General features: G+C 72.2%; 20 protein-coding genes. 9 read left to right on the top strand and 11 right to left on the bottom strand.

Going from position 1 to position 21353, the window contains the following annotated elements; all coding sequences use genetic code 11:
* Window positions 1-182: 182 nt before the first annotated feature.
* Entirely contained in the window at window positions 183-1061 is an 879-nt protein-coding gene (locus PYR91_RS10985; RefSeq protein ID WP_279779446.1) for an alpha/beta hydrolase, read from the top strand.
* A 446-nt stretch (window positions 1062-1507) separates the two neighbouring features.
* On the opposite strand, the gene PYR91_RS10980 is transcribed toward PYR91_RS10985, so the two are convergent.
* The 4 genes from PYR91_RS10980 to PYR91_RS10965 form a co-directional block, all read right to left on the bottom strand.
* Entirely contained in the window at window positions 1508-3013 is a 1506-nt protein-coding gene (locus PYR91_RS10980; protein WP_279779445.1) for a helix-turn-helix domain-containing protein, read from the bottom strand.
* 73 nt (window positions 3014-3086) lie between these two features.
* The gene (locus tag PYR91_RS10975) at window positions 3087-4439 is read right to left on the bottom strand and encodes a serine hydrolase (protein ID WP_279779444.1); all 1353 of its coding nucleotides are present in this window, start codon (window positions 4437-4439) and stop codon (window positions 3087-3089) included.
* A 341-nt stretch (window positions 4440-4780) separates the two neighbouring features.
* Window positions 4781-5881: a M20 family metallopeptidase gene (locus tag PYR91_RS10970; RefSeq protein WP_279779443.1), complete on the bottom strand. Its 1101-nt coding sequence runs from the start codon at window positions 5879-5881 to the stop codon at window positions 4781-4783.
* Between the two features lie 411 nt (window positions 5882-6292).
* Window positions 6293-6907, bottom strand: coding sequence for a DUF5335 family protein (locus tag PYR91_RS10965; RefSeq protein WP_279779441.1), 615 nt, complete (start codon window positions 6905-6907; stop codon window positions 6293-6295).
* A 242-nt stretch (window positions 6908-7149) separates the two neighbouring features.
* On the opposite strand from PYR91_RS10965, the gene PYR91_RS10960 reads away from it, so the two are divergent.
* Complete coding sequence (locus tag PYR91_RS10960; protein WP_279779440.1) at window positions 7150-9363, top strand: ATP-dependent RecD-like DNA helicase; 2214 nt, start codon at window positions 7150-7152, stop codon at window positions 9361-9363.
* A 234-nt stretch (window positions 9364-9597) separates the two neighbouring features.
* On the top strand, window positions 9598-10806 hold the full coding sequence (locus PYR91_RS10955; protein ID WP_279779439.1) for an Ig-like domain-containing protein: 1209 nt from the start codon (window positions 9598-9600) through the stop codon (window positions 10804-10806).
* Window positions 10807-10948: 142 nt separating this feature from the next.
* Here PYR91_RS10955 and PYR91_RS10950 read toward each other — a convergent pair whose 3' ends face one another.
* The 4 genes from PYR91_RS10950 to PYR91_RS10935 form a co-directional block, all read right to left on the bottom strand.
* Window positions 10949-11893, bottom strand: a complete 945-nt coding sequence (locus PYR91_RS10950) for a hypothetical protein (RefSeq protein ID WP_279779437.1) — start codon at window positions 11891-11893, stop codon at window positions 10949-10951.
* Entirely contained in the window at window positions 11890-12243 is a 354-nt protein-coding gene (locus PYR91_RS10945; protein ID WP_279779435.1) for a hypothetical protein, read from the bottom strand. The genes PYR91_RS10950 and PYR91_RS10945 overlap by 4 nt, the downstream gene beginning before the upstream one ends.
* Before the next feature lie 152 nt (window positions 12244-12395).
* Window positions 12396-12776 (bottom strand): DUF427 domain-containing protein, encoded by a 381-nt coding sequence (locus tag PYR91_RS10940; protein ID WP_279779434.1) that lies wholly within the window; start codon window positions 12774-12776, stop codon window positions 12396-12398.
* Window positions 12777-12921: 145 nt separating this feature from the next.
* Window positions 12922-13548: a helix-turn-helix domain containing protein gene (locus PYR91_RS10935; protein ID WP_279779433.1), complete on the bottom strand. Its 627-nt coding sequence runs from the start codon at window positions 13546-13548 to the stop codon at window positions 12922-12924.
* Between the two features lie 38 nt (window positions 13549-13586).
* On the opposite strand from PYR91_RS10935, the gene PYR91_RS10930 reads away from it, so the two are divergent.
* Entirely contained in the window at window positions 13587-14291 is a 705-nt protein-coding gene (locus tag PYR91_RS10930; protein ID WP_279779432.1) for a hypothetical protein, read from the top strand.
* A 53-nt stretch (window positions 14292-14344) separates the two neighbouring features.
* On the opposite strand, the gene PYR91_RS10925 is transcribed toward PYR91_RS10930, so the two are convergent.
* Together PYR91_RS10925 and PYR91_RS10920 are read right to left on the bottom strand one after the other, a co-directional pair.
* On the bottom strand, window positions 14345-14947 hold the full coding sequence (locus PYR91_RS10925; protein ID WP_279779431.1) for a response regulator transcription factor: 603 nt from the start codon (window positions 14945-14947) through the stop codon (window positions 14345-14347).
* Window positions 14948-15002: 55 nt separating this feature from the next.
* The gene (locus tag PYR91_RS10920; protein WP_279779430.1) at window positions 15003-16145 is read right to left on the bottom strand and encodes a histidine kinase; all 1143 of its coding nucleotides are present in this window, start codon (window positions 16143-16145) and stop codon (window positions 15003-15005) included.
* 163 nt (window positions 16146-16308) lie between these two features.
* Here PYR91_RS10920 and PYR91_RS10915 point away from each other — a divergent pair, with 163 nt between their 5' ends.
* The 5 genes from PYR91_RS10915 to PYR91_RS10895 all read left to right on the top strand — a co-directional run bounded on the left by PYR91_RS10915 (window position 16309) and on the right by PYR91_RS10895 (window position 20658).
* On the top strand, window positions 16309-17214 hold the full coding sequence (locus PYR91_RS10915; protein WP_279779429.1) for an ABC transporter ATP-binding protein: 906 nt from the start codon (window positions 16309-16311) through the stop codon (window positions 17212-17214).
* Between the two features lie 16 nt (window positions 17215-17230).
* Window positions 17231-17950 carry an ABC transporter permease gene (locus tag PYR91_RS10910; protein WP_279779428.1) on the top strand — a complete coding sequence of 240 codons (720 nt, stop codon included), beginning with the start codon at window positions 17231-17233 and terminating at the stop codon, window positions 17948-17950.
* A complete protein-coding gene (locus PYR91_RS10905) occupies window positions 17947-18627 on the top strand; it encodes a type II CAAX endopeptidase family protein (RefSeq protein ID WP_279779427.1) in 681 nt (226 codons plus the stop codon). Before PYR91_RS10910 ends, PYR91_RS10905 begins: the two co-directional genes overlap by 4 nt.
* Before the next feature lie 142 nt (window positions 18628-18769).
* Complete coding sequence (locus PYR91_RS10900; RefSeq protein ID WP_279779425.1) at window positions 18770-19351, top strand: helix-turn-helix domain-containing protein; 582 nt, start codon at window positions 18770-18772, stop codon at window positions 19349-19351.
* Entirely contained in the window at window positions 19348-20658 is a 1311-nt protein-coding gene (locus PYR91_RS10895) for an MFS transporter (protein WP_279779423.1), read from the top strand. Before PYR91_RS10900 ends, PYR91_RS10895 begins: the two co-directional genes overlap by 4 nt.
* A 46-nt stretch (window positions 20659-20704) precedes the next feature.
* On the opposite strand, the gene PYR91_RS10890 is transcribed toward PYR91_RS10895, so the two are convergent.
* Entirely contained in the window at window positions 20705-21313 is a 609-nt protein-coding gene (locus PYR91_RS10890) for a TetR/AcrR family transcriptional regulator (RefSeq protein WP_279779422.1), read from the bottom strand.
* Window positions 21314-21353 lie beyond the last annotated feature (40 nt).

Genomic DNA, 21353 nt, shown 5'->3' with positions numbered 1-21353 from the left:
TTCGGCCGGTGCGGAGAGGAGAAGGCATAGCGGCCCGGGACGTCGGGGTGGGCGTGGCCGAGTGGGCTGAGCCGGGGGCGGCATCCTCATCCTTGACCGGCCCTGCGCCCGCAGCGCGCTCATCGGCTGCTCATCCACGCGCGGCAGGCTGAGGCCCAGCTCACCCACGAAAGGGCAAGACCATGACGCCTTCCATCGCCGGCTTCGACTACCGGCGTGTTCCCGTCGCCGACGGGGTGTCCCTGAACGTCGCCGTCGGCGGCTCGGGGACGCCGATCGTGCTGCTGCACGGCTTCCCGCAGACCCACCTGATGTGGCGGCACGTCGCCGCCGACCTCGCGGACGGCCACACCGTGATCTGCCCCGACCTGCGCGGCTACGGCGCCAGCGACAAACCCGCCGAGAACGGAACCGCCACCTACTCCAAGCGCACCATGGCCGCCGACGTCGTCGCCCTGGCCCGCGCGCTGGGGCACGACCGCTTCGCGCTGGCCGGGCACGACCGAGGGGCCCTGGTGGGCTTCCGCGCCGGGCTCGACCACCCGGACGCGGTCACCCACCTGGCCAGCCTCGACGTGCTGCCGACGCTGGAGATGTGGGACGTGATGCACGGCACCCGCGCCGTCGTCGGCTTCCACCTCTTCCTGATGGCCCAGCCCCCTGGCCTGGCCGAACAGATGATCGCCGCCAGCTCGGACGCCTTCTTCGGCCACTTCCTGGACATCTGGGCCAACGACCCCGGGGCGATCCCCGCCGACGTCCGCGCCGCCTACCTGGACGCCTGCCGCGGCGCGGTGCCCTCGATCGTGGCCGACTACCGCGCCTCCGCGGGCATCGACGTCGAGCACGACCAGGCCGACCGGGACGCCGGCAACCGGCTGCGCATGCCGGTCACCGTGCTCCAGCAGGACTGGGGCGCCGCCCTCGGCTTCGACGCCGAGGCGCTGTGGAAGGAGTGGGCCCCCGACCTGCGGCACGGCACCGTCCCCTATGGCCACTTCATGGCCGAGGAGGCTCCCGCCGAGATCGCCGGCGCCCTTCGCGACCTGCTCACCCGCTGAACCGCCGGGCACGTACCGGACGAGGCGGGCACCGTGCACAACGCCGCCCGGTGAAGCAGGGCATGGCGAGACATGGCACCGTGCGCAGCACCACCCGGTGAAGCGGGGCATGACGGGGCGGTGCACCGTGCGCAACGCCGCACGGTGAAGCAGGGCATCGTGCACATTGATCCCGCTTCGCGGCCTCGGTTACCGTCGGCCTCCAGGCGGCGGGGCCCCACGACCCTGGCCTCGCCGCGTCAGCCTCAACGCGGCCACGCCCTCTCCCCGGCGGCCTCGCGGGCCGGCGGGCACGCGGAACAGGCGTCTTGCGGGGGCGCCACCTGCGCGCGTGCGCGAGGCGCCCGCACTTCCCGGCGAAGCGCGGGCGCCGGCCGAGGCGGCTGCCGGGTCAGCGCGGCGGAGCGGGGGCCGCCGGGTGAGCGCGGCGGCGTGGGGGCGCCGGGTCAGCGCAGTGGAGCGGGGGGCGCGATGCGTCCGGTGAGGTGCAGGGCGTGCACCAGCTCGTGGACTCCGGGGCCTGAGGGCAGCAGGTCGCGCTGGAGGAGGCGCTGGGCGGTGAGAAGGTGGGCCCTGACGGTGTTGCGGCTGATGCCGAGGCTGTGGGCGGCCCGCTGGGCGTCGGTGCCGGCTTCGATCCACGCGCGCAGCGTCGCGTGCAGGTCGTGACGGTGAGCGTGCTCTTCCAGGGGCCGCAGGAACTCCTCGGCCCACCGCCGGGCGGCGTCGCCGAGCATCTCCCCGGCCGCGACCGGCGGGGCCGGGGGGTCCTCCGGCTCGCCGGTGCCCGGGGCCGCCAGGCCGAGCGCGAGGGCGAGCGCGGCGCGGGAGCCGACGTCCTCCAGGTCGAGCCCGAGGGCCTGCTCGGCCCGCCTGAGGTGGGCGGTCACGGTGTTGCGGCCGATGCCCAGCAGCCGGGCCACACCCGAGCGGGGGAACTGCATGGCCAGCCGCAGGACGTCGACGGTGATCGGGGGCAGGCCGTCCAACGGCCGCAGCAGGCGCCGCGCCCAGCGGCGGGCGGCCTCGCCGGGCAGGACCCGCTCCAGCGACGCCTCGCCCTGGAAGACGGCCACCCGGCCGGCGGCGTGCCGGGCGGCGCCCAGGGCGTGCCGGGCCTGCTCGTAGGCCTGCGCCGTCGCGGCGAGCGGGTGCGGCCTGCTGATGCCCAGCAGGTAGCCGGGGTCGTCGGCCAGGTCGCGCAGCACCGCGGTGAGGCCGGGACCGCCGGCGTTCGGCGCGTCGTCCTGATCCTCCGCGACCAGGCAGATGAGGTGCTCGTCGTAGACCGGGCAGCGCACCATCAGGCCCCGCCCGTGGTAGCCCGAGGGATCCTGGTGGGCCTGCGCGATGCGGTCGCGTTCCCCCGGCGGGCAGCGCAGCAGGCACACCCGCAGGCGGCGGGCCTCCAGCAGCGCGGGGACGGCGCTGGCGGTCATCCGCCGCGCCAGCGTGGTGTCGCCCGCCATCAGCGCCATGAACAGGGCCAGCCGCATCTGGTGGGCCTTGCGCTGGTACGCGGCCGACACCCGGACCGTCTCGCGGGCGCGGTAGAGCGCCGCGACGACGCTGGCCGCGTGCGAGGCGAGCGCCATCGTGCGGGGCGCCGGCTCCTCTGCGCCGGCGACCAGCAGCACCGGCCGCGGCGGCCGGACGGCGACGGCTTCCATCAGGATGCGGAACGCGCCGGTGTCCATCGCGGCCGAGGCGAGCTGCCCGCCTGCCAGGCGCGCCAGCGTCGGCTCGACCAGGGGCAGGACGTGGCCGGGGAAGCCGGGGGTCGACAGCAGGGTCGCGCCGGTGTGGTCACGCAGGGCCATCTCGACGCCCAACCGCCGGCGCAGCCAGCCGGCGACGGCCTCCAGCCCGCCGTCGGCGCCGGGCCTGCGGGACGCCTGCCCGATCAGGCAGAGGAACTCCTCCAGGCCGGAGGAGTCCTGCGCGCTCTCCACGGCACCATCCTCCCTCCGCGCGGAGCACGGCGGCCGGCCCCTCTCGCGGCCGGGCCCCCAGGGGGCCGGCGGGTCAGTGCCAGCCGGACTCGTCCACGCCGCCGGGTACCGGCGCCTGCGGGTCGTAGGGCTCGCGGGTGAAGACGAACGTGTTGAGGTCGAGGTGGCTGACGGAGCCGTCGGGCCGGCGCACCAGCCGCAGGGTCTCGCCGGCGTAGTAGCCGTCGAGGCCGATCCAGGTGCCGTCGGCCCGCGCGGCGAAGCGCGAGGTGCGGCCGCTGCCGTTGACCGGGCTGAGCGCGATGTCGCTGCCGGGCAGCAGGCGCAGGGTGTAGGCCATCGGCCCCCAGTACCACGGGCCGGTCAGCTCCAGCATGCTCGTGTCCACGGCCGCGGGCTTCCACTCGCGAGGGATCGGCGGCTCGTGGGCGTCCAGGATGTCCAGCAGATCGAGCGCGACGGACGCGCGCAGGCCTGAGGTGGTGTTGGCCACGCACAGCACGCCGCTGCCGTCGGCCGGGTCGGCCCAGACCACCGCGAGGAAGCCGGGCATCGACCCGCCGTGGCCCACCAGGCGCCGGCCGCGGTGACGGTAGAGCTGCACCCCCAGGCCGTGGCCGCCGGTCCAGGCGTCGCCGTCCTCGACCGCGGCGGGCTCGCGCATCTCGGCCAGGGTGGTCGGGCGCAGCACCTGCTCGTCGCCGCAGGCCAGGAACGCCGCCCACTTGGCGAGGTCGGAGGGGGTCGACCAGAGCTGCCCGGCCGGCCCCATCGCCGCCGCGTCGTGCTCGGGCTCGGGCAGCAGGACGTCGGCCCACGGGTGGACGGCGAACCCCTGGGCGTGCGGGACGCGGGGCCGGGTGGTGGTGTCGTCCATGCCGAGCGGCGCGAGGATCTCCGTGCGCGCGACCTCGGCCCAGCCGGCCTTGCGGTGGTGGGCGACCAGCTCGCCGAGCAGGGCGAAGCCGACGTTGGAGTAGTGGAAGCGGCGCCCGGGGCGGTGGCGCGTGGACTCGACGTCCAGCGCGGCGGCGAGAGCGTCGATGTCCACGCCGGGGGTGCGCTCCCACCAGGCCCCGGGCGGTTCCGCGGTGAGGCCGGAGGTGTGTGACAGCAGCTGGGCGATGGTGACGTCGCCGACCGCGCTGACCGCGACGTGCTTGCCGAGCGGGTCGTTCAGGTCGAGCAGCCCCTCGTCGCGCAGGCGCATCACCAGCACGGCGACCAGGGTCTTGGTGATCGAGCCGATGCGGTACTGGGTCTGCTCGGTGGGTGGGCCGTCGCCGACGGTGCCGCGCGCGCCCCACCACACCGGGCGGCCGTCGCGCAGCACCATGGCGGCCAGCGAGGGGGTACGAGCCTGGGCCTGCTCGACGGCGATGCGTCGCAGCAACGCCCGGGACGTGGTCTCCAGAAGCGCCGCCATCAGATCAATCCTCCTGAAAGGCCAGGCCTGCTGAACGCGGGAACGCCGGCCGGCCGCCGCCGGCGTTCCGTCAGGCTATCGGTGATCTCCATGACCGCTCTCCCGACATGGCCGATTCCGTCCGATCCGCCCGTCTCTCTTCCCCGTCCCCGACGGACGAACGTCCACCGGGGGGAGATGTACGGCCGTCAAGGGAGGATCAGGGGTCCGACCCCGTCCCTCGGGGTGGTGCGGCCCGGACGGGCCGCGGACGCCGGTAACCGGGAGTCCGGACGGGAAGACCTCCCTCTCTGCGACGCCGGCGGCCGGTGACCCGATCGCCTCTCTTCGGGACCGGCGGGTCAGCGGTCGCGGAGGAATGCCGTGAGCGCTCGGCGGTACGGCATCACCGTCGCCAGGTCGGCGTACTCTTCCGGGCCGTGCTGGCCGTCGCCGCCGACGCCGAAGATCACCGCGTCCACACCCCGCTCGTAGTAGAACCGCCCGTCGGCGGCGCCGTGCTTGCGCAGAAAGGGGGCGTCGTAGCCCTCTTCCCTCGCCGCCGCACGTAGCGCGCGCACCTCGGGACGGTCGCGGTCGGCATGGTGCGGGGGGTCGACGTGGTCGACGACAGGGATGACGCCCGGTTCGCAGAAGCTCCGCAGATGCTCGGTGACCTCCTGCGTGGTGCGGCCGTTCAGGTCGCCGTCCTCGGGCGGGAAGCGGATGTCCAGCCACGCCTCGGCCATGGCGGGGACCTGGTTGCGGGCGGCGCGCGGTGTCTCGACCCGTGCGAGGTTCACGGTCGTGCGCCAGACCTCCTCGGTGGCGGCCGGATAGCGGGCCAGCACGTTGTCTACGCTGCGCATCAGCTTGAGCAGGGCGTTGTCGCCGAGCCAGGGGTAGGCACCGTGCGCGCCGCGCCCGGTGGCCCGCAGGTTCGCCACGACCATGCCCTTGGAGTCGGTCACCACGCGGAGCCTGCTCTGCTCGCCGATCACGACGAAGTCGCCGGCGACGCCCTGCCGGAGCTGGTGCAGCGTGCCGTCGCGCCCCCCGACCTCCTCGTCGGTGACGAGTTGCAGGGCGACCGGGTAGGGCAGACCGGCGGCCGCCTCGCGGAACACCCACGCCATCACGAGCGCCGACACCTTCATGTCCTGGGCGCCTCTGGCGTACAGGCGGTCGCCCTCGCGGCGGGGCACGAACTGGCCGGGCGGCGCGGGAACCACGTCCAGGTGCGCGTTGAAGATCACCGGAAACCGCGGGCGTGCCGCTGAGGCGGGGTAGACCAGCGCACTCGGCTTACCGCCCGACTCGAACCGCTCGACCGTGAAGCCGGGCCCGGCGAAGTCGAGCACGAGATCCAGCGCCCGGCGCAGTTCGGCGGGGCGATTGGCCACCGAGGGCACGGCGAGCAACTCTCCGGCCAGGGTCACGAACCACTGTGGAACGGTCTCCATGGCACCATGCTCGCCCGCCGCCGCCCCCGGCGCCATAGCCCGGCGACGGAAGCACGCGCGCTCACCCGTCCCGGGCCCGGCGTGGTCGCCCGCGAGCCGAGATCCCTCCCCGCGGCCGGCACCGGCTCGCCGCCCGGCTGCTCTTCCCTTGGCGAAAGCGCTGGGGAGACAGGGGGTTCGGTGACGACTGGGTCGGGTGGTCCCCCGCCGCGAGTCTCGACGCGGTCCTGGAGCGGATGACCTGAGAACGTACAACGAGGAGACCATGTCTCGGCTGACGCTCCGGCCACATGGGGACCATCCCCAGCCTCGATGAAGATCCCGCAGGATCGGCTGGAGGAACGGCTGGAGGAACGCGCCCGCGAGCTTGGTGTGGACCGGCGCCTGGGGAACGAGTCCACCCCGGGTGACTCAGGCGGAGGCCTCCTCAGGGACCTTGACCAGGTAGATGGTCACGATCGTCTGGTTTCCCTCGGCGTCGAAGACGTCGATCGCCCGTATCGCGCCGTGCTGCACGGTGTCGGCCAGGATCCGCTGCGGATGGTCGATGGCGTGGCGCATCACCACGGGATACCGCGCGTTACGACCGCCCACGCCGACCGAGAACTGGTCGTCCTTGGGGTCGTACTCCACATAGGCCAGCGGTATCCGCTCCGCCGGGACCAGATCGCCGAAGTCCTTGTCCAGCACTTCGATCGTCAGGTCGGCGCCCTCGTAATTTTGCGTGACCGTGTCGAAGTACTGCCGCCATTCTTCCCGCGGTAGCTCCGGCCGCTGCTGGTTCATGGTCATGGACTCCTTCGCGCCGCCACGCCCGCAGGCCGCGTCGTCACCATGCTCGGCGAAGCCGTGACCCTGCCACATCACCCGATCGAGTAGAAATCCCATCCGGAAAGGGTGTCGCCGCCGCTTCCCGGGGGTGGAGTTCAACGCCTGCCTGTTCGACGTCGTCCGGTACGGCGTGCGGGTCGCCGACGTGGTCGCGCTCAGGCCATCGGCATCGACGAGAGGCAGGGCGTTCGCCAAGTGAGGGCCCTCCTAGAACGTGGGCGGCCCGCGAACCCGCAGTGGCGGAGAGGGCGTCGGGCCGAGGGCGTTGCCTGCGCGAGGACGCGCCCAGCATGTGTCAAAGCTTCAGCGCGGGTTACCACCTCTGAATCATGTACTGGGCGCGTCGGGCACGTCGGGCGCGTCGACGGCGACGATCTCTTGACCGGTCTCCCGCTGCTCTACCCTTGGCGAAAAAGCTCTGCGCACAAGGGGGTCCCGTGACGACTGGGTCGGACGGTCCCCCCGGTGTACGTTTTGACGCGGTCCTTGAGCGCATCACGTTCGCCAGCGAGGAGACCGGCTACACCATCGCGCGGGTCGCCGTGGGGCGGGGCGAGGGCGATCTGGTGACGGCGGTGGGGCCGCTGCTGGGGGCGCAGGTGGGGGAGAGCCTGCGGCTGACGGGGCGGTGGACTTCTCATCCGAAGTACGGCAGGCAGTTCGAGGTGTGGTCGTACACGACCGTGCTGCCGGCCACGCTGCAGGGGATCCAGCGGTATCTCGGCTCGGGGCTGATCAAGGGCATCGGGCCGAAGATGGCCGAGCGCATCGTCGACCACTTCGGGCTGGAGACCCTGGAGGTCATCGAGACCTCGCCCGGGCGACTGGTGGAGGTGCCGGGGCTGGGGCCCAAGCGCACCAAGATGATCGGGGCCGCCTGGGAGGAGCAGAAGATCATCAAAGAGGTGATGATCTTCCTGCAGGGCGTCGGCGTGTCCACGTCGATCGCGGTCCGCATCTTCAAGCAGTACGGCGACACCTCCATCACGGTGGTCAAGGCCGAGCCCTACCGGCTGGCCGACGACGTGTGGGGCATCGGGTTCAAGACCGCCGACACCATCGCGCAGGCGGTCGGCATCCCGCACGACAGCCCCGAGCGCGTCAAGGCGGGCCTGCGCTACACGCTGTCGCAGGCGGCCGACGGCGGGCACTGCTACCTGCCGGCGCCCAACCTGGTCGGCGACGCCGTGAAGATCCTGGAGGTGGAGCCGGAGCTGGTGGCGCGGTGCCTGGACGAGCTGGCCGCCGCCGAGGGAGTCATCCGCGAGGACGTGCCCGCCGGCGACGGCGTGGTCCCCGCCGTGTACCTGGTGCCCTTCCACCGGGCCGAGCTGTCGCTGGCCGGCGGGGTGCGGCGGCTGCTCGACTCCGGCCACGACCGGCTGGGCGCGTTCACCGGCGTCGACTGGGAGGCCGCGCTGAGCTGGCTGCGCGGGCGTACCGGCGCCGACCTCGCGCCCGAGCAGGCCGACGCGGTGAAGCTGGCGCTCACCTCCAAGGTCGCCGTGCTGACGGGCGGCCCCGGCTGCGGCAAGAGCTTCACGGTGCGCTCGATCGTCACGCTGGCCCGCGCCAAGAAGGCCAAGGTCATCCTGGCCGCGCCGACCGGCCGGGCGGCCAAGCGGCTGGCCGAGCTGACCGGCCACGAAGCCACCACGGTGCACCGCCTGCTCCAGCTCCGTCCCGGCGGCGACGCCACCTTCAACCGCGACAACCCCCTGGACGCCGACCTGCTGGTCGTCGACGAAGCATCCATGCTCGACCTGCTGCTGGCCAACAAGCTGGTCAAGGCCGTCGCGACCGGCGCCCACCTGCTGTTCGTGGGCGACGTCGACCAGCTTCCCTCCGTCGGCGCCGGCGAGGTGCTGCGCGACCTGCTGGCCGCCGATCCGGTGCCCCGGGTGCGGCTGACGCAGATCTTCCGCCAGGCACAGCAGTCGGGGGTGGTGGTCAACGCGCACCGCATCAACACCGGCCTGCACCCGGCGCTGGAGGGCATGACCGACTTCTTCCTGTTCCCCTGCGAGGAGCCCGAGGAGATCGCCGCGCTGACCGTCGACGTCGTGGCCAGGCGCATCCCGCGCAGGTTCGGCCTGAACCCGCGCCGCGACGTGCAGGTGCTCGCCCCGATGCACCGCGGCGCGGCGGGCGCGGGCAACCTGAACCTCGCCCTGCAGGAGGCGCTGACGCCGCCGCGCGAGGGCATGCCCGAGCGGCGTTACGGCGGCCGGGTCTTCAGAATCGGTGACAAAGTCACCCAGCTTCGCAACAACTATGACAAAGGCGTCGCGGGGGTGTTCAACGGCACCGTCGGCGTGGTCACCGATCTTCGCCCCGAGGAGAGCAAGCTGACCGTCCTCACCGACGAGGACGAGAGCGTCGAGTACGCCTTCGACGAGCTGGACGAGCTGGCCCACGCCTACGCCGTCTCGATCCACCGCTCGCAGGGCAGCGAGTACCCCGCCGTGGTGATCCCGCTGGCCACCAGCGCGTGGATGATGCTGCAGCGCAACCTGCTCTACACGGCGGTCACCCGGGCCCGCAAGCTGGTGGTGCTGGTGGGCTCCCGGCGCGCCCTGGGCCAGGCCGTGCGCACCCGGGGAGCCGGCCGCAGGCACACCAGCCTGACCCACCGCCTGCTCCAGGGCTGAACCCGCCGCGGCGGGGCCCTGACCGGTTTCCCACCTCGGGCTCTCGGCGTCCGCGTGTGTCCGTGACCGCGGGACTTTCAGATCTTCCACGGCGTCGGCCGCTAACCGATCACATCCGCATATGCCCTGCAAGTTGACCGAAATGTGACGCAAGTCGGCTAAAAAACGCTCAATTGGGTAGCCAGCCCTATTAGGGTTTTTCACAGTACTTTGCCGACGTGGGGGTTGGGGTCTGTGCGCCGTAGCATCCGTGATCGCCTGAGGACTCCCATCGCCGGGCTGGCCCTGGTGATGGCGGGTCTGCTCACGGCGTCGTGTTCCTCGGGCGCGCCGCCGTCCACCCCCGGCGCGGACGGCGGCACGCCGAGCGCGCCCGCCGTGCCCGTCCCGGAGATCACCATCAGCCCGGCCAAGGGTGCGAGCAAGGTGCGGCCCGACAAGCGTGTGGTGGTGACCGCCAGCAACGGGGAGCTGCAGCAGGTCACCGTCGAGGCCGGCGGCTCGTCCGTGGAGGGCGAGTTCGACGAGGCCCGCACCAAGTGGACCTCCAAGGAGGCGCTGAAGCCCTCCAGCGACTACACCGTCTCGGCGACGGCCGGCGGCGACGGCGGCCCGGTCACGGCGACCAGCACCTTCAAGACGCTCAAGCCGGCGCGGGAGCTGCGGATCGCCGACATCACGCCCAACGTCAAGGGCGAGACCGTGGGCATCGGCATGCCGATCATGGTGACCTTCAACCAGCCCGTCACCGACAAGAAGTCCGTCGAGGCGGCTCTGGTGGTCACGCCGGAGAAGCCCGTCGACGGCGCCTGGCGCTGGATCAACGACACCCGGGTCATCTACCGCCCCGCCAAGTACTGGCCCGCGCACCAGGACGTCAAGTTCACCGCCGGCCTGGTCGGCGTGCGCGGCGGCAAGGAGATGTACGGCGTCAAGAACTACTCCTCCACCCTGAAGGTGGGCGCGGCCTGGATCAGCACGGTCAACACGCGCACGCACATGATGGTCGTCAAGAAGGACGGCAAGACCGTCAAGAAGATGCCCATCAGCGCCGGCAAGGCCACCACCCGCGAGTACACCACCACCAGCGGCGTCCACCTGACGATGGAGCGCGGCAACCCGGTCACCATGATCTCCCCGGGGAAGAAGGAGGGCGACCCCGGTTACTACAAGGAGATCGTGAACCACGCCGTGCGCATCTCCAACAGCGGCGAGTACGTGCACGGCGCGCCGTGGTCGGTCGGCTCCCAGGGCCGCGCCAACGTCAGCCACGGATGCATCAACGCCCGCCCCGACCAGGCCCGCTGGTACTACGACAACTTCCACCGCGGCGACATCGTGAAGATCGTCGGAACCAACCGGGCCCTGGAATGGGACAACGGCTGGGGATTCTGGCAGATGCCCTTCAAGAAGTGGCGCAAGGGCAGCGCCCTCGACGCCTGAGCCCACGCCGGGGCGCGGGCCAGGACTGGCCGAGGGGGACGACGCGTGTCGTCCGCCGCCCGGCCCTGCGCGTTCTCGGCGTTCGCGACCCCCATGGCGGGCCGAGCCCCCGGTGAGAGGGGGTCGGGAAGGCCGCGTGCGCCTACGGCTGGGAGGCGGGTTTGGCCGGGTAGCCGGGGTCGCGGCCGCGCTGGGAGATGCCGATGAAGAGCTTGGAGATGAGCTGGCTCGGGGTCGGCAGGACCTCCGTGCCGGACTTGCCGTTCTCCAGGTTGTGCGTGACGGTGTAGGCGTTGGAGCCGACGTAGAACGAGGCGAAGTCGCCGGCGTCGTTGTCGCGGAAGACCTTGCGCATGGGGCCGACCTTGGTGAGGTCCCAGACCCCGAAGAACACCAGGCAGGCGGCGAAGTCCTTCAGCGTCGCGGTGACGTTGCCGGAGACCGAGCCGAGGTCCTCGCCGAACGCCGCCCTGGCGCCGAGCGCTATCGTCTCGTCACCGAGCGCGAAGACCGCGCTGCCGACCGTGTAGCCGGCGAGCTTCTCGGTGACGATCTTCATGACGGTGGTCTGCAGCAGCTTCAGCAGGATCTGGGCCTGGAGCTTCTTGTGCAGGCGGTCGATCAGCCACTTGGTCAGCGCCGTGCTCCGGGCGCCGACCCACGGCCAGGACGCCGCGAACATCAGCTGCAGGTAGCTGGTCGCGGCCATCACCTTCAGGGCCCGCCGCGTGGTGTCCAGGGCCTCGGCGTACTCCTCGCAGGCCGCGGCCATACGCCGGCAGTGGTCGGACAGCAGGGGGGCCGCGGCCGACACCCCGCCGGGCGCGGCGGCGGACCCGCCGCCCCGCCACAGGGACCGGAAGGCCTCCGAGCCCTGGCTCGGGTGGTCCTTCCACACCTTCTCGGCCAGGGCGCCGGTCGTCACGCTGTTGGCGTCGATCTTCTGGGCCAGCGACCGCCACACGGCCGCGGCCTGGCGCGCGCCGTCCGGATCGCCCTCCGGCCACTGGACCAGCAGCATGGTGGAGATGAACCCGGCGATGCCCGCCCCGCCGGCGGGGTAGAGCATCCCGCGGCTGAGCCTCACCTGCCGTGCTCCAGCCACCTGGCGATGGACGCCCAGTCGGCGGCCTGGATGTTCCGGCCCATCACCACCAGGTTGTCGCCGATGCGCCCGTAGGCGGTGGCCAGGGCGCGCAGCTCGGCTTCGAGGTCGGCGGCCCTGCCGGCGTACCCGACCTTGCCGCCGGAGCCGTGGTAGAAGGCGTGGCCCGCGCCGTCGTCTCCCCAGAAGTCGCCGATGGACGCGAGCCGCTTCATCGCCTCGCCGACGGCTCCGGCGACGTCGTCGCCCTGGCCGTCGAACAGCGCGCCCAGGTTCGCGAGCCCCTGGGGGGACGCGTCGAGCACCTGATCGTCCGGAGAACGGTGTGCCATGGCTCCCCCTCGTCGCGAAGCGGCTGCCCCCGCGGGAGCACGGCCACGGCCGCGGGCCGCCTCATGTCGTCCGTCACGCCGGTGACAGGACCGGCATGATCGACGATAGTCGCTTTACCTACTGGAACGAAGGGGATTCCGGCCGATCAGCCTCAACCGGCGGGACGCTCTTCGATCACGACGCGGTCGGGGTAGAACGCGAGGTGCTCCTTGATGCCGGAGACGGCGTCGTGGGGGGTCTCGTAGGTCCAGACGGCGTTGGCCGCCCGCGCGTCGCCGCCGGGGAGGCTGTAGTAGGAGGCCTCACCCTTGTAGGGGCAGTGGGTGTGGTGCTCGGTCCGCTCCAGCGCGTCCATGTCGACGTCCTGGCGCGGAATGTACTGCACGGGCGGGTAGTCGGCCTCGCGCAGCGTCAGCGCCTGGCGGGTGTCGGCGAGCACCCGCCCGCCGACCGTGACCACGACCCGCGCGGGGTTGCTCTCGACGGTGATGGGGTGGTCGGGCCCCGGGATCGCCACCGGCTTGTCGGCCATCGTCGCTTACTCCGTTGACTGGTGAGCTTCCGAACGGCCCCCGCCCGCCTTGTGCGGCGAGCCGGCGACCGCGTGTCCGATCTCAGCCTACGCCGCGTCCGCAGGCCCGCCGCCCGACGCCGGCGCCCGAACCGGGGGAGGGAGGTCAGCTCAGGAGCTCGCGGGCGAGCGCCTCGCCCCACCACCGCTCGACCCGCTCGGGCGGCCAGCCGCGCTCGGTGGTGAGCGTGGTGTAGACGTCGATGTTGCACAGGGCCGCGTAGACGTCCACGGCCGACCGCACGTCCAGGCCGGGCCGCAGGACGCCGTGCGGCCAGGAGGAGAACACCAGCGCGCGGGTCTCGTCGCCGCGTCCGCGGCCGGCGAGGTAGGCCGCCGCCAGCTCGGGCTCGGCGCGGGCCGCCTCGCGGACCAGCGCGATGACGTCGCCCGCGCGTTCGAACAGCCGCCGGTCATAGCCGGCCATCGCCGCGAGCTGCCGCCGGGGGGCCGCGGACGAGGCCTCCAGCTCCCGCACCATCCGCGACGCGTCCGCCGACAGGTCGGCGGCGTCGGCCAGGGCGCGGGTCAGGCCCGCCTTGTTCCCGTACGCCGCGTAGACCGTCGGCACGGAGACTCCCGCCTCGCGCGCGACGTCGCGAACGGTCGTCGCCGCCCACCCCTGGGACACGAACAGCCGGCGGGCGGCGCGGGCGATGTCCGCGCGGGTCTCCCGCGCCTGCGCCGAGCGGCGCAGGGAGTCGTAGCGGCGCCGGTCCTGCTCCGGGCTCATGTTCCCCTCATCGGTTTTACGCTGCTTATAATGAATATATGTTACATCAAACACCGGGCGGCAGCGCCTTCGGCTTCTCCCGGGTCGGCGGCGCCGCCGCCCTCGGCTTCGCCCTGTCGATCGTCCTGGCGAACGTCCTCATGGTGCCAGCGGGTCTGCCGCCCACCGGCGCCGGCATCGACGCGGTCGACGCGTTCTTCGGCTCCCGCAGCGACGTCGTCGGCATCGCGTCCGCGCTCACCCCCGCCGCCTGGCTGCTGGCCACCCTGTTCGGGGCGGGGGCGGTCGCCGCGCTGCGGCGGTCCGAGCACGAGCGGGGCGAGGCGTGGTCACTGGTCGGCTTGGCCGGCCTGCTGCTGCAGAACGCCACCTTCGCGGCGGTCGTCGCGACCCGCCTCGCGCTCACCTGGACGGCCACGCACGACGGCGCCGCGACCGGAGGGCTCTGGGCGCTGCACGACGCGCTGTTCACCCTGAACGGCACCTTCCTGGCGCTCGCCCTCATCGGCCTCTCCGTCGCGGGCCGGCGCGCCGGCCTCATCCGGGCATGGCACGGCGGCGTGGGGCTGGTTGCGGCCACGCTGCTGTTCGTCTCGGCCACCCTCACGCCGCTGGTCATCGCCCACAGCGGCCCGCTGGGCCTCCTCGGGCTCGCCGGCTGGCTGCTGTGGGTCCTCTGGATCATCGCCTACGGCGTCACTCTGATCCGGGGGCGGCCCACGTCGACGCGGGCCACGCATTGAGCCGATCGTGAAGTGAGCCGGCGGCGGGCGTCTCCTCGCCGGGCCGTCGGCGCTCACAGCCAGTCGTGTTCACGCGCGTAGCGCGCCGCTTCGTGCCGGGTCCGGGTCTGGGTCTTCTGCATCGCGTTCGAGAGGTAGTTGCGCACCGTGCCTTCCGCCAGGTGGAGCCGGGTGGCGATGTCGGCGACCGAGTAGCCTTCGCGGGTCGCTCGCAGCACGTCGAGCTCGCGGTCGGTGAGCGGGCAGTCGTCGACGATGGCGAGGGCGGAGACATCCGGGTCGATCCATCGCTTGCCCTCGTGCAGGGTCGTGATGACCGAGACGATGTGCGCCGGTTCGGCCGACTTGCTGACGAAGCCCTGAACCCCGAGCCTCAGCGCCTTGCGCAGCACTCCGGGCCTGGCGTGGCGGGTCAGCATGAGGATCACCTGCTCCGGCCGCGCGCGGCGGATCTCCGCGACGGCTTCGAGCCCGTCCATGCCGGGCATCTCCAGGTCGATGACGAGCACGTCGGGCAGGTGTCGCAGCGTGGCCTGGACGGCCGCCGCACCCTCCTCCGCTTCGGCCAGCACGGTGATCTCGCCCTCGAGCGGGAGCAGCGCCGCCAGGGCCTTGCGGAGGAGTGCCTCGTCGTCGGCGAGCACCACGGTGGTCATCGATAGTCCTTCCCCGCTTCGAAGAGCGGTCCCGTCTCCAAGGGCGGCGTTCGCTTCAGAGGGCACCGCTCGCACGACCGTGCGGGAATGCCGCGGCCGTGCGGAACCGCCCGTCTTCCTGTTCCACCGTCAGCTCGCCTCCGTTGCTCACCACTCGTTCCTTGAGCGTGGCGAGCCCTCGCAGCTCGGGAGGCGGAGCCTCCCGAGCGCCGTCGTTGACGACGGTGATGCCCGACTCCGACAGGGTGATGCGCACCTGCCCGGCCTGCGCGTGCCGCAGGATGTTGGTCGTCGTCTCCCGCAGGACCTGGCCGAGCAGCTCGCCCGTGCGCGCGTCGACCTCGCCCTGACGGTCGACGCGCACGCGGATGCCCGCGGCCTCGAAGAGGTTCTTCGCGTTCTCCAGCTCCGCGGACAGGTTGAGCCGCCGCTGCGCGTAGGCGAGCTCCTTGGTCTGGGTGATGGTGTCGCTGACCAGCGCGTGCACCTCGCGTAGTTCCTGCTCCACCCGTTGGGCGTCGCTGTGCACCAGCTTCTGGGCCAGCGCGATCTTCAGCTTCACCACATGCAGCGTGTGGCCCTGAATATCGTGCAGATCACTGGCGAAACGCATGCGCTCCCGGACGACGGCCAGCTCGGCCTCGCGGTCTCGCGCCTCCTCCAGCTCCCTCACGATGCCGTAGAACCTCTGGTTGGGGAACATGAGGCCGATCAGCGCCGCGGTGACGCCCGCGGGGATGATGACGTAGGGGATCAGCACGTCGGAGACGGGTTCCCCGGTCACCAGCACTCTCGCCGCGCCCACCGCGGCGACGTAGACGGTCACCGCCACCGCCGCCCAGGCCCGGTGGCGCCGGAGCTGGGGGACGACCAGGGAACCCACGATCAAGATGCCGTAGAACGCCGCGTCACTGCCCATCACCAGCGCTCCGAAGGCCCAGACGGCCGCGGCGACGACCAGGCAGGGGAGCGCGACGCGGGAGAGGTCCCGCGCCGCCCACCGCACGAAGGCCACCAGGGCCGCGACCACGCCCAGAGCCAGGACGGCGGCCTGCCCCCAGGTCTGGGCGTCCCTCGCCACCAGCAGCGTCCCCACGGCGGCGAGCATCGGGAGGAACATGACGAGGTTGAGCCTGCCCAGCCGTCCTCGCGTCGTCTCGGCGTGCTCGGACGGCATGCGCGGGGCGTTGGTGTCCATCGTGGCTCTCCGGGATCGAGCAGAGCAAGGTATGTCCAGTATTAGGGTGATTCCGTGGTGGCGTCAGTGACGCTGCGTCATACGTTCCGCTAAGAAATGCCACAGCGAGGTCGTGACGTGGTCGCACTGCCCGGTGGGCGTGGCGGCTGCTGGGATCGACGGCATGTCATCGCCACCAGTCATCGACGTCCGAAGTCTGAACCTCACCTACGGCGACTTCCATGCCGTAAAAGACCTGTCCTTCCAGGTGGAGGCCGGGGAGCTCTACGCGCTGCTCGGTACGAACGGGGCGGGCAAGACCTCCGCCCTGGAGATCGTCGAAGGCCACCGCGCCCCCACCTCGGGCACCGTGCGGGTCTTCGGGAAGAGCCCGCGCGACCGGCGCGCCGTGCGGCCCCGGATGGGCATCATGCTGCAGGACAGCGGATTCTCCCCGGACCTGACGGTGAGAGAGTCGGTTCGGCTGATCGGAGGACTCACCCAGCGCGCCGACCGGGTCGAACGCGTGCTCGGCATCGTCGACCTCACCCGCAAGGCCGGCACCAAGGTGGCCCAGCTGTCCGGCGGCGAGAAACGGCGCCTGGACTTCGCCACCGCCGTGTACGGAGCGCCTGAACTGATCTTCCTGGACGAGCCCACCACCGGTCTGGACATCCAGTCCCGGGACCATCTGTGGGACGCCGTGGACAGGCTGCGTGAAGACGGTTCCACCGTCGTCCTGACCACGCACTACCTGGAGGAGGCGCAGCAGCGCGCCGACCGCGTCGGCCTCATGCACAAGGGCACCTTCCACCGGGAGGGGACCGTCGCCGAGCTGACGCGGACGCTGCCGGCGGCCATCCAGTTCTCCTTGGCGGCCCCCGCCCCCGCGCCGCCGCTGCCGGCCACGCGCGAGGGGGACGGGAGGTTCCGCGTCGAGACCTTCAGCCTGCAGGAGGACCTGCACACCCTGCTGCGCTGGGCGCAGGACCACGCGGTGGAACTGCGAGGGCTCCAGGCGGGGCCGACCCGGCTCGACGACGTCTTCCGTGCCCTCGGCAGTGACCAGACCGCTCCCGCGACCTCGTAAGGAAAGGACCTTCGCCATGCTTTCGATCGCTCTCAGTGAGCTGGTCCAGATCTTCCGGAACCGGTTGGTCCTGGTCACCAGCCTCATCATGCCCGCGGCGGTCAGCGCGTTCTTCATCTACCAGCACGAAGGCTTCGCGGCCCTGGGCAGCCTCGGATACATCGCGGCGGTGGTCATGTTCACCGTCGGAGCGTTCGGGCTCTACACCGCCGCGGTCACCACCCTGGCCGCACGCAGGCAGAACCTCTTCCTCAAGCGGCTGCGCTCGACCGCGGCGGGCGACACCGGCATCCTGTCCGGGCTGCTCCTCCCGCTCACCGTCATCTCGCTCGTCCAGGTGACCGTGATCCTGACCGCGCTGGCCGTGGTCACCGGCCGACCGGACAACGTCCCCCTTCTGGCGGCGGCCGTCCTCTCGATGGTGATCATGATGCTCGGCCTGGGCCTGGCCACCGCGGGAGTGACGAACTCCCCCGAGCACGCCCAGGTGACCACGCTGCCCGTCAGCCTCGGCGTCATCGCCGTGGCCAGTTGGATAGGGCTCTCGGGCACCGAGGAGCTCACCCTGCTCAAGCGGCTGCTTCCGGGCGGCTCGGTCACCGAGCTGGTCCTCAACGCCTGGAACGGCGGCGTCCCCGTCGCGGACTCCCTGATCCTCCTGGCGCCCACGCTGAGCTGGGTCGTCGTCGCCGTCGCGCTGGCCTCCCGGATCTTCCGCTGGGAGCCGCGCCGATGACGGCTCCGCGCCCGGGCTGGCCCGAGATCGTGGTCGGCCTGCTCTCGATGGCGGCCGCCGCGGCCGTGCTTCCGTTCCTCGGCCCGGCGGGGCTGGAGTTGGACGCGGCCGTGTACGGGCTGGTCCTGGCCGCCTGGTCGGGCGTCGTCGGCCTCGTCGGCTTCGCCGCGGCGGCGCTGATCCGCATCCGCTCCTGGGGCGCCTTCGGCGTGCGCCGCACCACCTGGCGATGGATGGGCATCGGCGCGGCCGCAGGCGTGGCCGCCTTCGCCCTCAAGGGCGTGGTGAACTACGCCGTCATCGCCCTGACCGGGCTCGACGCCAACCCCCAGGGCCCGTACTACGACGCGGCCGGCGGCGGCGTGCTGCCCCTGATCCTGACCTTCGCCTTCCTGACCGTCCTCACCCCCCTTGGCGAGGAGCTCCTCTTCCGCGGTGTCGTCGCCAACGCCCTGCTGCGTTACGGGCCCGTCGTCGGCGTCCTGTCCAGCTCGGCGATCTTCGCCCTCGCCCACGGCGTCAACATCGTCCTGCCCACGGCGTTCGTGGTGGGCGTCATGGCCGCCGAGGTGATGCGCCGCAGCGGATCGATCTGGCCCGCGGTCGCCCTCCACGCCGTCCACAACACGGGCCTGCCGCTGTTCGTGCTGATCACCGGCTTCGCCGGGCCCGGCTAGATCGCCGGAGCCAGGGCCTGTGGTGTTGCGAGCGCGCATCCGCGGTCGCACCGACGATGCCGGCCGAGGTGCCCAGGCGATTGCCAACAGTTCTTCGCGAACAAGTGTTTGCGAATGACTGTTTGCGGTCTAGGCTCCAGGCATGACCGAACCTCGCGAGAGCGTGGTCGTCCTCGACGCCAAAGGCCTGCGGGCGCTGGCTCACCCGGTGCGGGTGCAACTCGTGGACCTGCTGCGCAAACACGGCCCGTCCACCGCCACCCGCCTGGCCGAGCGCCTGGGGGTGAATTCGGGCACGGCCAGCTACCACCTGCGCAGGCTCGGCGCCGCCGGATTCGTGGAGGAGGACACCGAGCGCGGCAACGCCCGCGAGCGCTGGTGGCGCTCGGTCCACCACATCACCCGTCTCAGCGACGCCGAACTCGCGGAGCGGGAGCCGGAGGCGGTGCTGGCCTACATGCAGTCCATCGCCGCCCTGTACAACCTGCGCACCCAGCGGACGCTGAGCGAGCTGCAGACCATGCCGGGACAGTGGCGGCGCGTGTTCGATCTCAGCTCCATCGCGCTGCGCCTCACCCCGCAGGAGGGGCAGCGGCTGCGCGAGGAGCTGGAAGAGGTCGTCTCCCGCTACCGCCGCGACATGCCCGGCGCGGCGGCGCCCGAGGGCGCCGCGCGGGTCTCGCTGATCACGCAGCTCCTGCCCGAGCTGCCGGAGGGCGCGTGAAGGGATCACGCGAGTCCTCACGCCCGATGGCCGGCCTGCTGGCGGCCATGACGGTGTCGCTGACCGCCACGCGGGTGTCGGCCATCGCGCTGCCCTGGTTCGTGCTGACGACGACCGGCAGTGCGGCGCAGACGGGGCTGGTGGCCTTCGCGGAGATGGCCCCGTACGTGCTGGTCAAGGCGCTGACCGGGCCGCTGGTCGATCGGGTGGGGCCGCGCCGGATCTCCTGGGCCGGCGATGTGGGGAGCGCCGCGGCGGCCGGCGCGGTGGTTCTCCTGCACGCGCTGGATCTGCTGCCGCTGGGCGCGTTGATCGCCCTCGTCGCGGTGGTCGGCGCGGCTCGCGGCCCAGGAGACCTGGCCAAGGAGATCATGATCCCCGAGGCGGCCGAGCGCGGGCGGGTGCCGCTGGAGCGGGCCGCCGGGCTGATGGGCGTGACCGAGCGGCTGGCCCAGACGGCCGGGCCCGCGGCGGGGGGCGCGGTGGTGGCGCTCCTTGGGCCGCTGGCCGGCCTGGGCATCAGCGTCATCTGCTTCGCGCTCGGTTCGGTGATCGTGGCGTGGGCGCTACCGCGCGGCATGGGGCACCGCGCGCCGGCGCAGGAGGTGGATGAGGGGTACTGGCGGCGGTTCGGCCAGGGCTTCGCGTTCCTGCGCGGCCAACCGCTGCTGCTCTCCGTGGTGGTCATGGTCGGCGTCACCAATCTGCTCGACGCGGCCTTCAACCAGGTGCTCGTGTTCGTATGGGCCAGGGAGTCCGGCCACGGCGCCGCGGTGGTCGGTTTGAACGGCGGCGTGGCGGGGTTGACGGCCGTCGCCGGCAGCCTGGTCGCGGCCGCCGTGGCGCACCGGATGCGGCGCAGGCCGGTGTTCTTCGTGGCCTTCCTGCTCGCCGGGCCGTCGCGGTTCCTCATCCTGGCGGTGGACGCGCCGGTGTGGGCCATGGTGGCGGTGTTCGCGGTGGGCGGGTTCGCCAGCGGGTTCCTGAACCCCATCCTGGGGGCGATCTCCTACGAGCGGGTGCCGCGGCACCTGCTGGGCCGGGTCAACGCGCTGTCGGACTCCCTCGCCTGGGCGGGGATCCCGCTCGGTGGGCTGGCGGCCGGGATGGCGGTGGCGGCAGCGGGGCTGGCGCCGGTGCTGCTCGCGGGCGGGGCGGCCTACGCGCTCACCACGAGCCTGACGGGCCTGCGGCCCGAGTGGCGGGAGATGGACCGCCTGCGCGGGCAGGGCCCACCCGGGGTACCGGCACCACGGGAAAGCGCTGACGCCGCGAACGTGGGCAACGCCGATCGACGGTCGCCTTGATCAGTCCCGGCGCTCTCGCGCCGTGTGCCCGGTGGCCGCGGTCTTCTCAGGTGAGCGGCCAGTTGCGCAGGGCGGCGTCCGCCATCTCCTGGAGCTCGTCGCGGCCGACACCGCTCGCGGCCTGCACGGCGATGCCGAACGCCAAGGTGGTGACGTAGCGGGCGAGTAGCCCGGGATCGGCCTCCTGAGGCAGGTCGCCGTCGTCGACGGCTCGCCGGAACCGCTCGTGGACGCAGGAGTAGCTGTTGTCGCGCCAGGCGACGAGGAGGTCGCGGACCTCACGCCCGGAATCGCTGGCGACCAGGGCACCTTGGACGCCCATGCACCCGTGAGGATGGGCCGGGCGGGTGGTGCTCCGAACGGTGCCGGTCAGGATCGCGGTGGCGACGGCGAGGGCGGTCGGCTCGCGCAGGGCCTCGGCCAGGTGCGCGCCCGGGCCTTCGGTGTAGCGCTCCAGGGCCTTGCGGAACAGCTGCTCCTTGTTGCCGAAGGCCGCGTACATGCTGGTGGTGGAGATGCCCATCGCGGTCGTCAGGCTGGACAGGCTGGCCCCCTCGTAGCCGTGCTCCCAGAAGACCAGCAGGGCGCGCTCGAGAGCCTCGTCGGCGTCGAATCCCCGCGGCCGGCCGATCGGGCCGCACTGTCTCGTCTCCACCCCCGCAGCCTACCTTTCCGCAGCGATCGATGCGGAAGTG

This window comes from Sphaerisporangium sp. TRM90804, from assembly GCF_029846175.1.
In the GTDB taxonomy this organism is placed as follows: Bacteria; Actinomycetota; Actinomycetes; order Streptosporangiales; family Streptosporangiaceae; genus Sphaerisporangium.
Note: the sequence above shows the minus strand (reverse complement) of the source record. Positions and strands in the feature narration are given on the sequence as shown.

Coding starts and splice junctions, on each gene's coding strand:
- PYR91_RS10985 (WP_279779446.1), top strand. CDS start 183: ATGACGCCTTCCATCGCCGGCTTCGACTACCGGCGTGTTCCCGTCGCC.
- PYR91_RS10975 (WP_279779444.1), bottom strand. CDS start 4,439: ATGGCGGCGCTTCTGGAGACCACGTCCCGGGCGTTGCTGCGACGCATC.
- PYR91_RS10970 (WP_279779443.1), bottom strand. CDS start 5,881: ATGGAGACCGTTCCACAGTGGTTCGTGACCCTGGCCGGAGAGTTGCTC.
- PYR91_RS10945 (WP_279779435.1), bottom strand. CDS start 12,243: ATGGCACACCGTTCTCCGGACGATCAGGTGCTCGACGCGTCCCCCCAG.
- PYR91_RS10940 (WP_279779434.1), bottom strand. CDS start 12,776: ATGGCCGACAAGCCGGTGGCGATCCCGGGGCCCGACCACCCCATCACC.
- PYR91_RS10935 (WP_279779433.1), bottom strand. CDS start 13,548: ATGAGCCCGGAGCAGGACCGGCGCCGCTACGACTCCCTGCGCCGCTCG.
- PYR91_RS10930 (WP_279779432.1), top strand. CDS start 13,587: ATGTTACATCAAACACCGGGCGGCAGCGCCTTCGGCTTCTCCCGGGTC.
- PYR91_RS10925 (WP_279779431.1), bottom strand. CDS start 14,947: ATGACCACCGTGGTGCTCGCCGACGACGAGGCACTCCTCCGCAAGGCC.
- PYR91_RS10920 (WP_279779430.1), bottom strand. CDS start 16,145: ATGGACACCAACGCCCCGCGCATGCCGTCCGAGCACGCCGAGACGACG.
- PYR91_RS10915 (WP_279779429.1), top strand. CDS start 16,309: ATGTCATCGCCACCAGTCATCGACGTCCGAAGTCTGAACCTCACCTAC.
- PYR91_RS10910 (WP_279779428.1), top strand. CDS start 17,231: ATGCTTTCGATCGCTCTCAGTGAGCTGGTCCAGATCTTCCGGAACCGG.
- PYR91_RS10905 (WP_279779427.1), top strand. CDS start 17,947: ATGACGGCTCCGCGCCCGGGCTGGCCCGAGATCGTGGTCGGCCTGCTC.
- PYR91_RS10900 (WP_279779425.1), top strand. CDS start 18,770: ATGACCGAACCTCGCGAGAGCGTGGTCGTCCTCGACGCCAAAGGCCTG.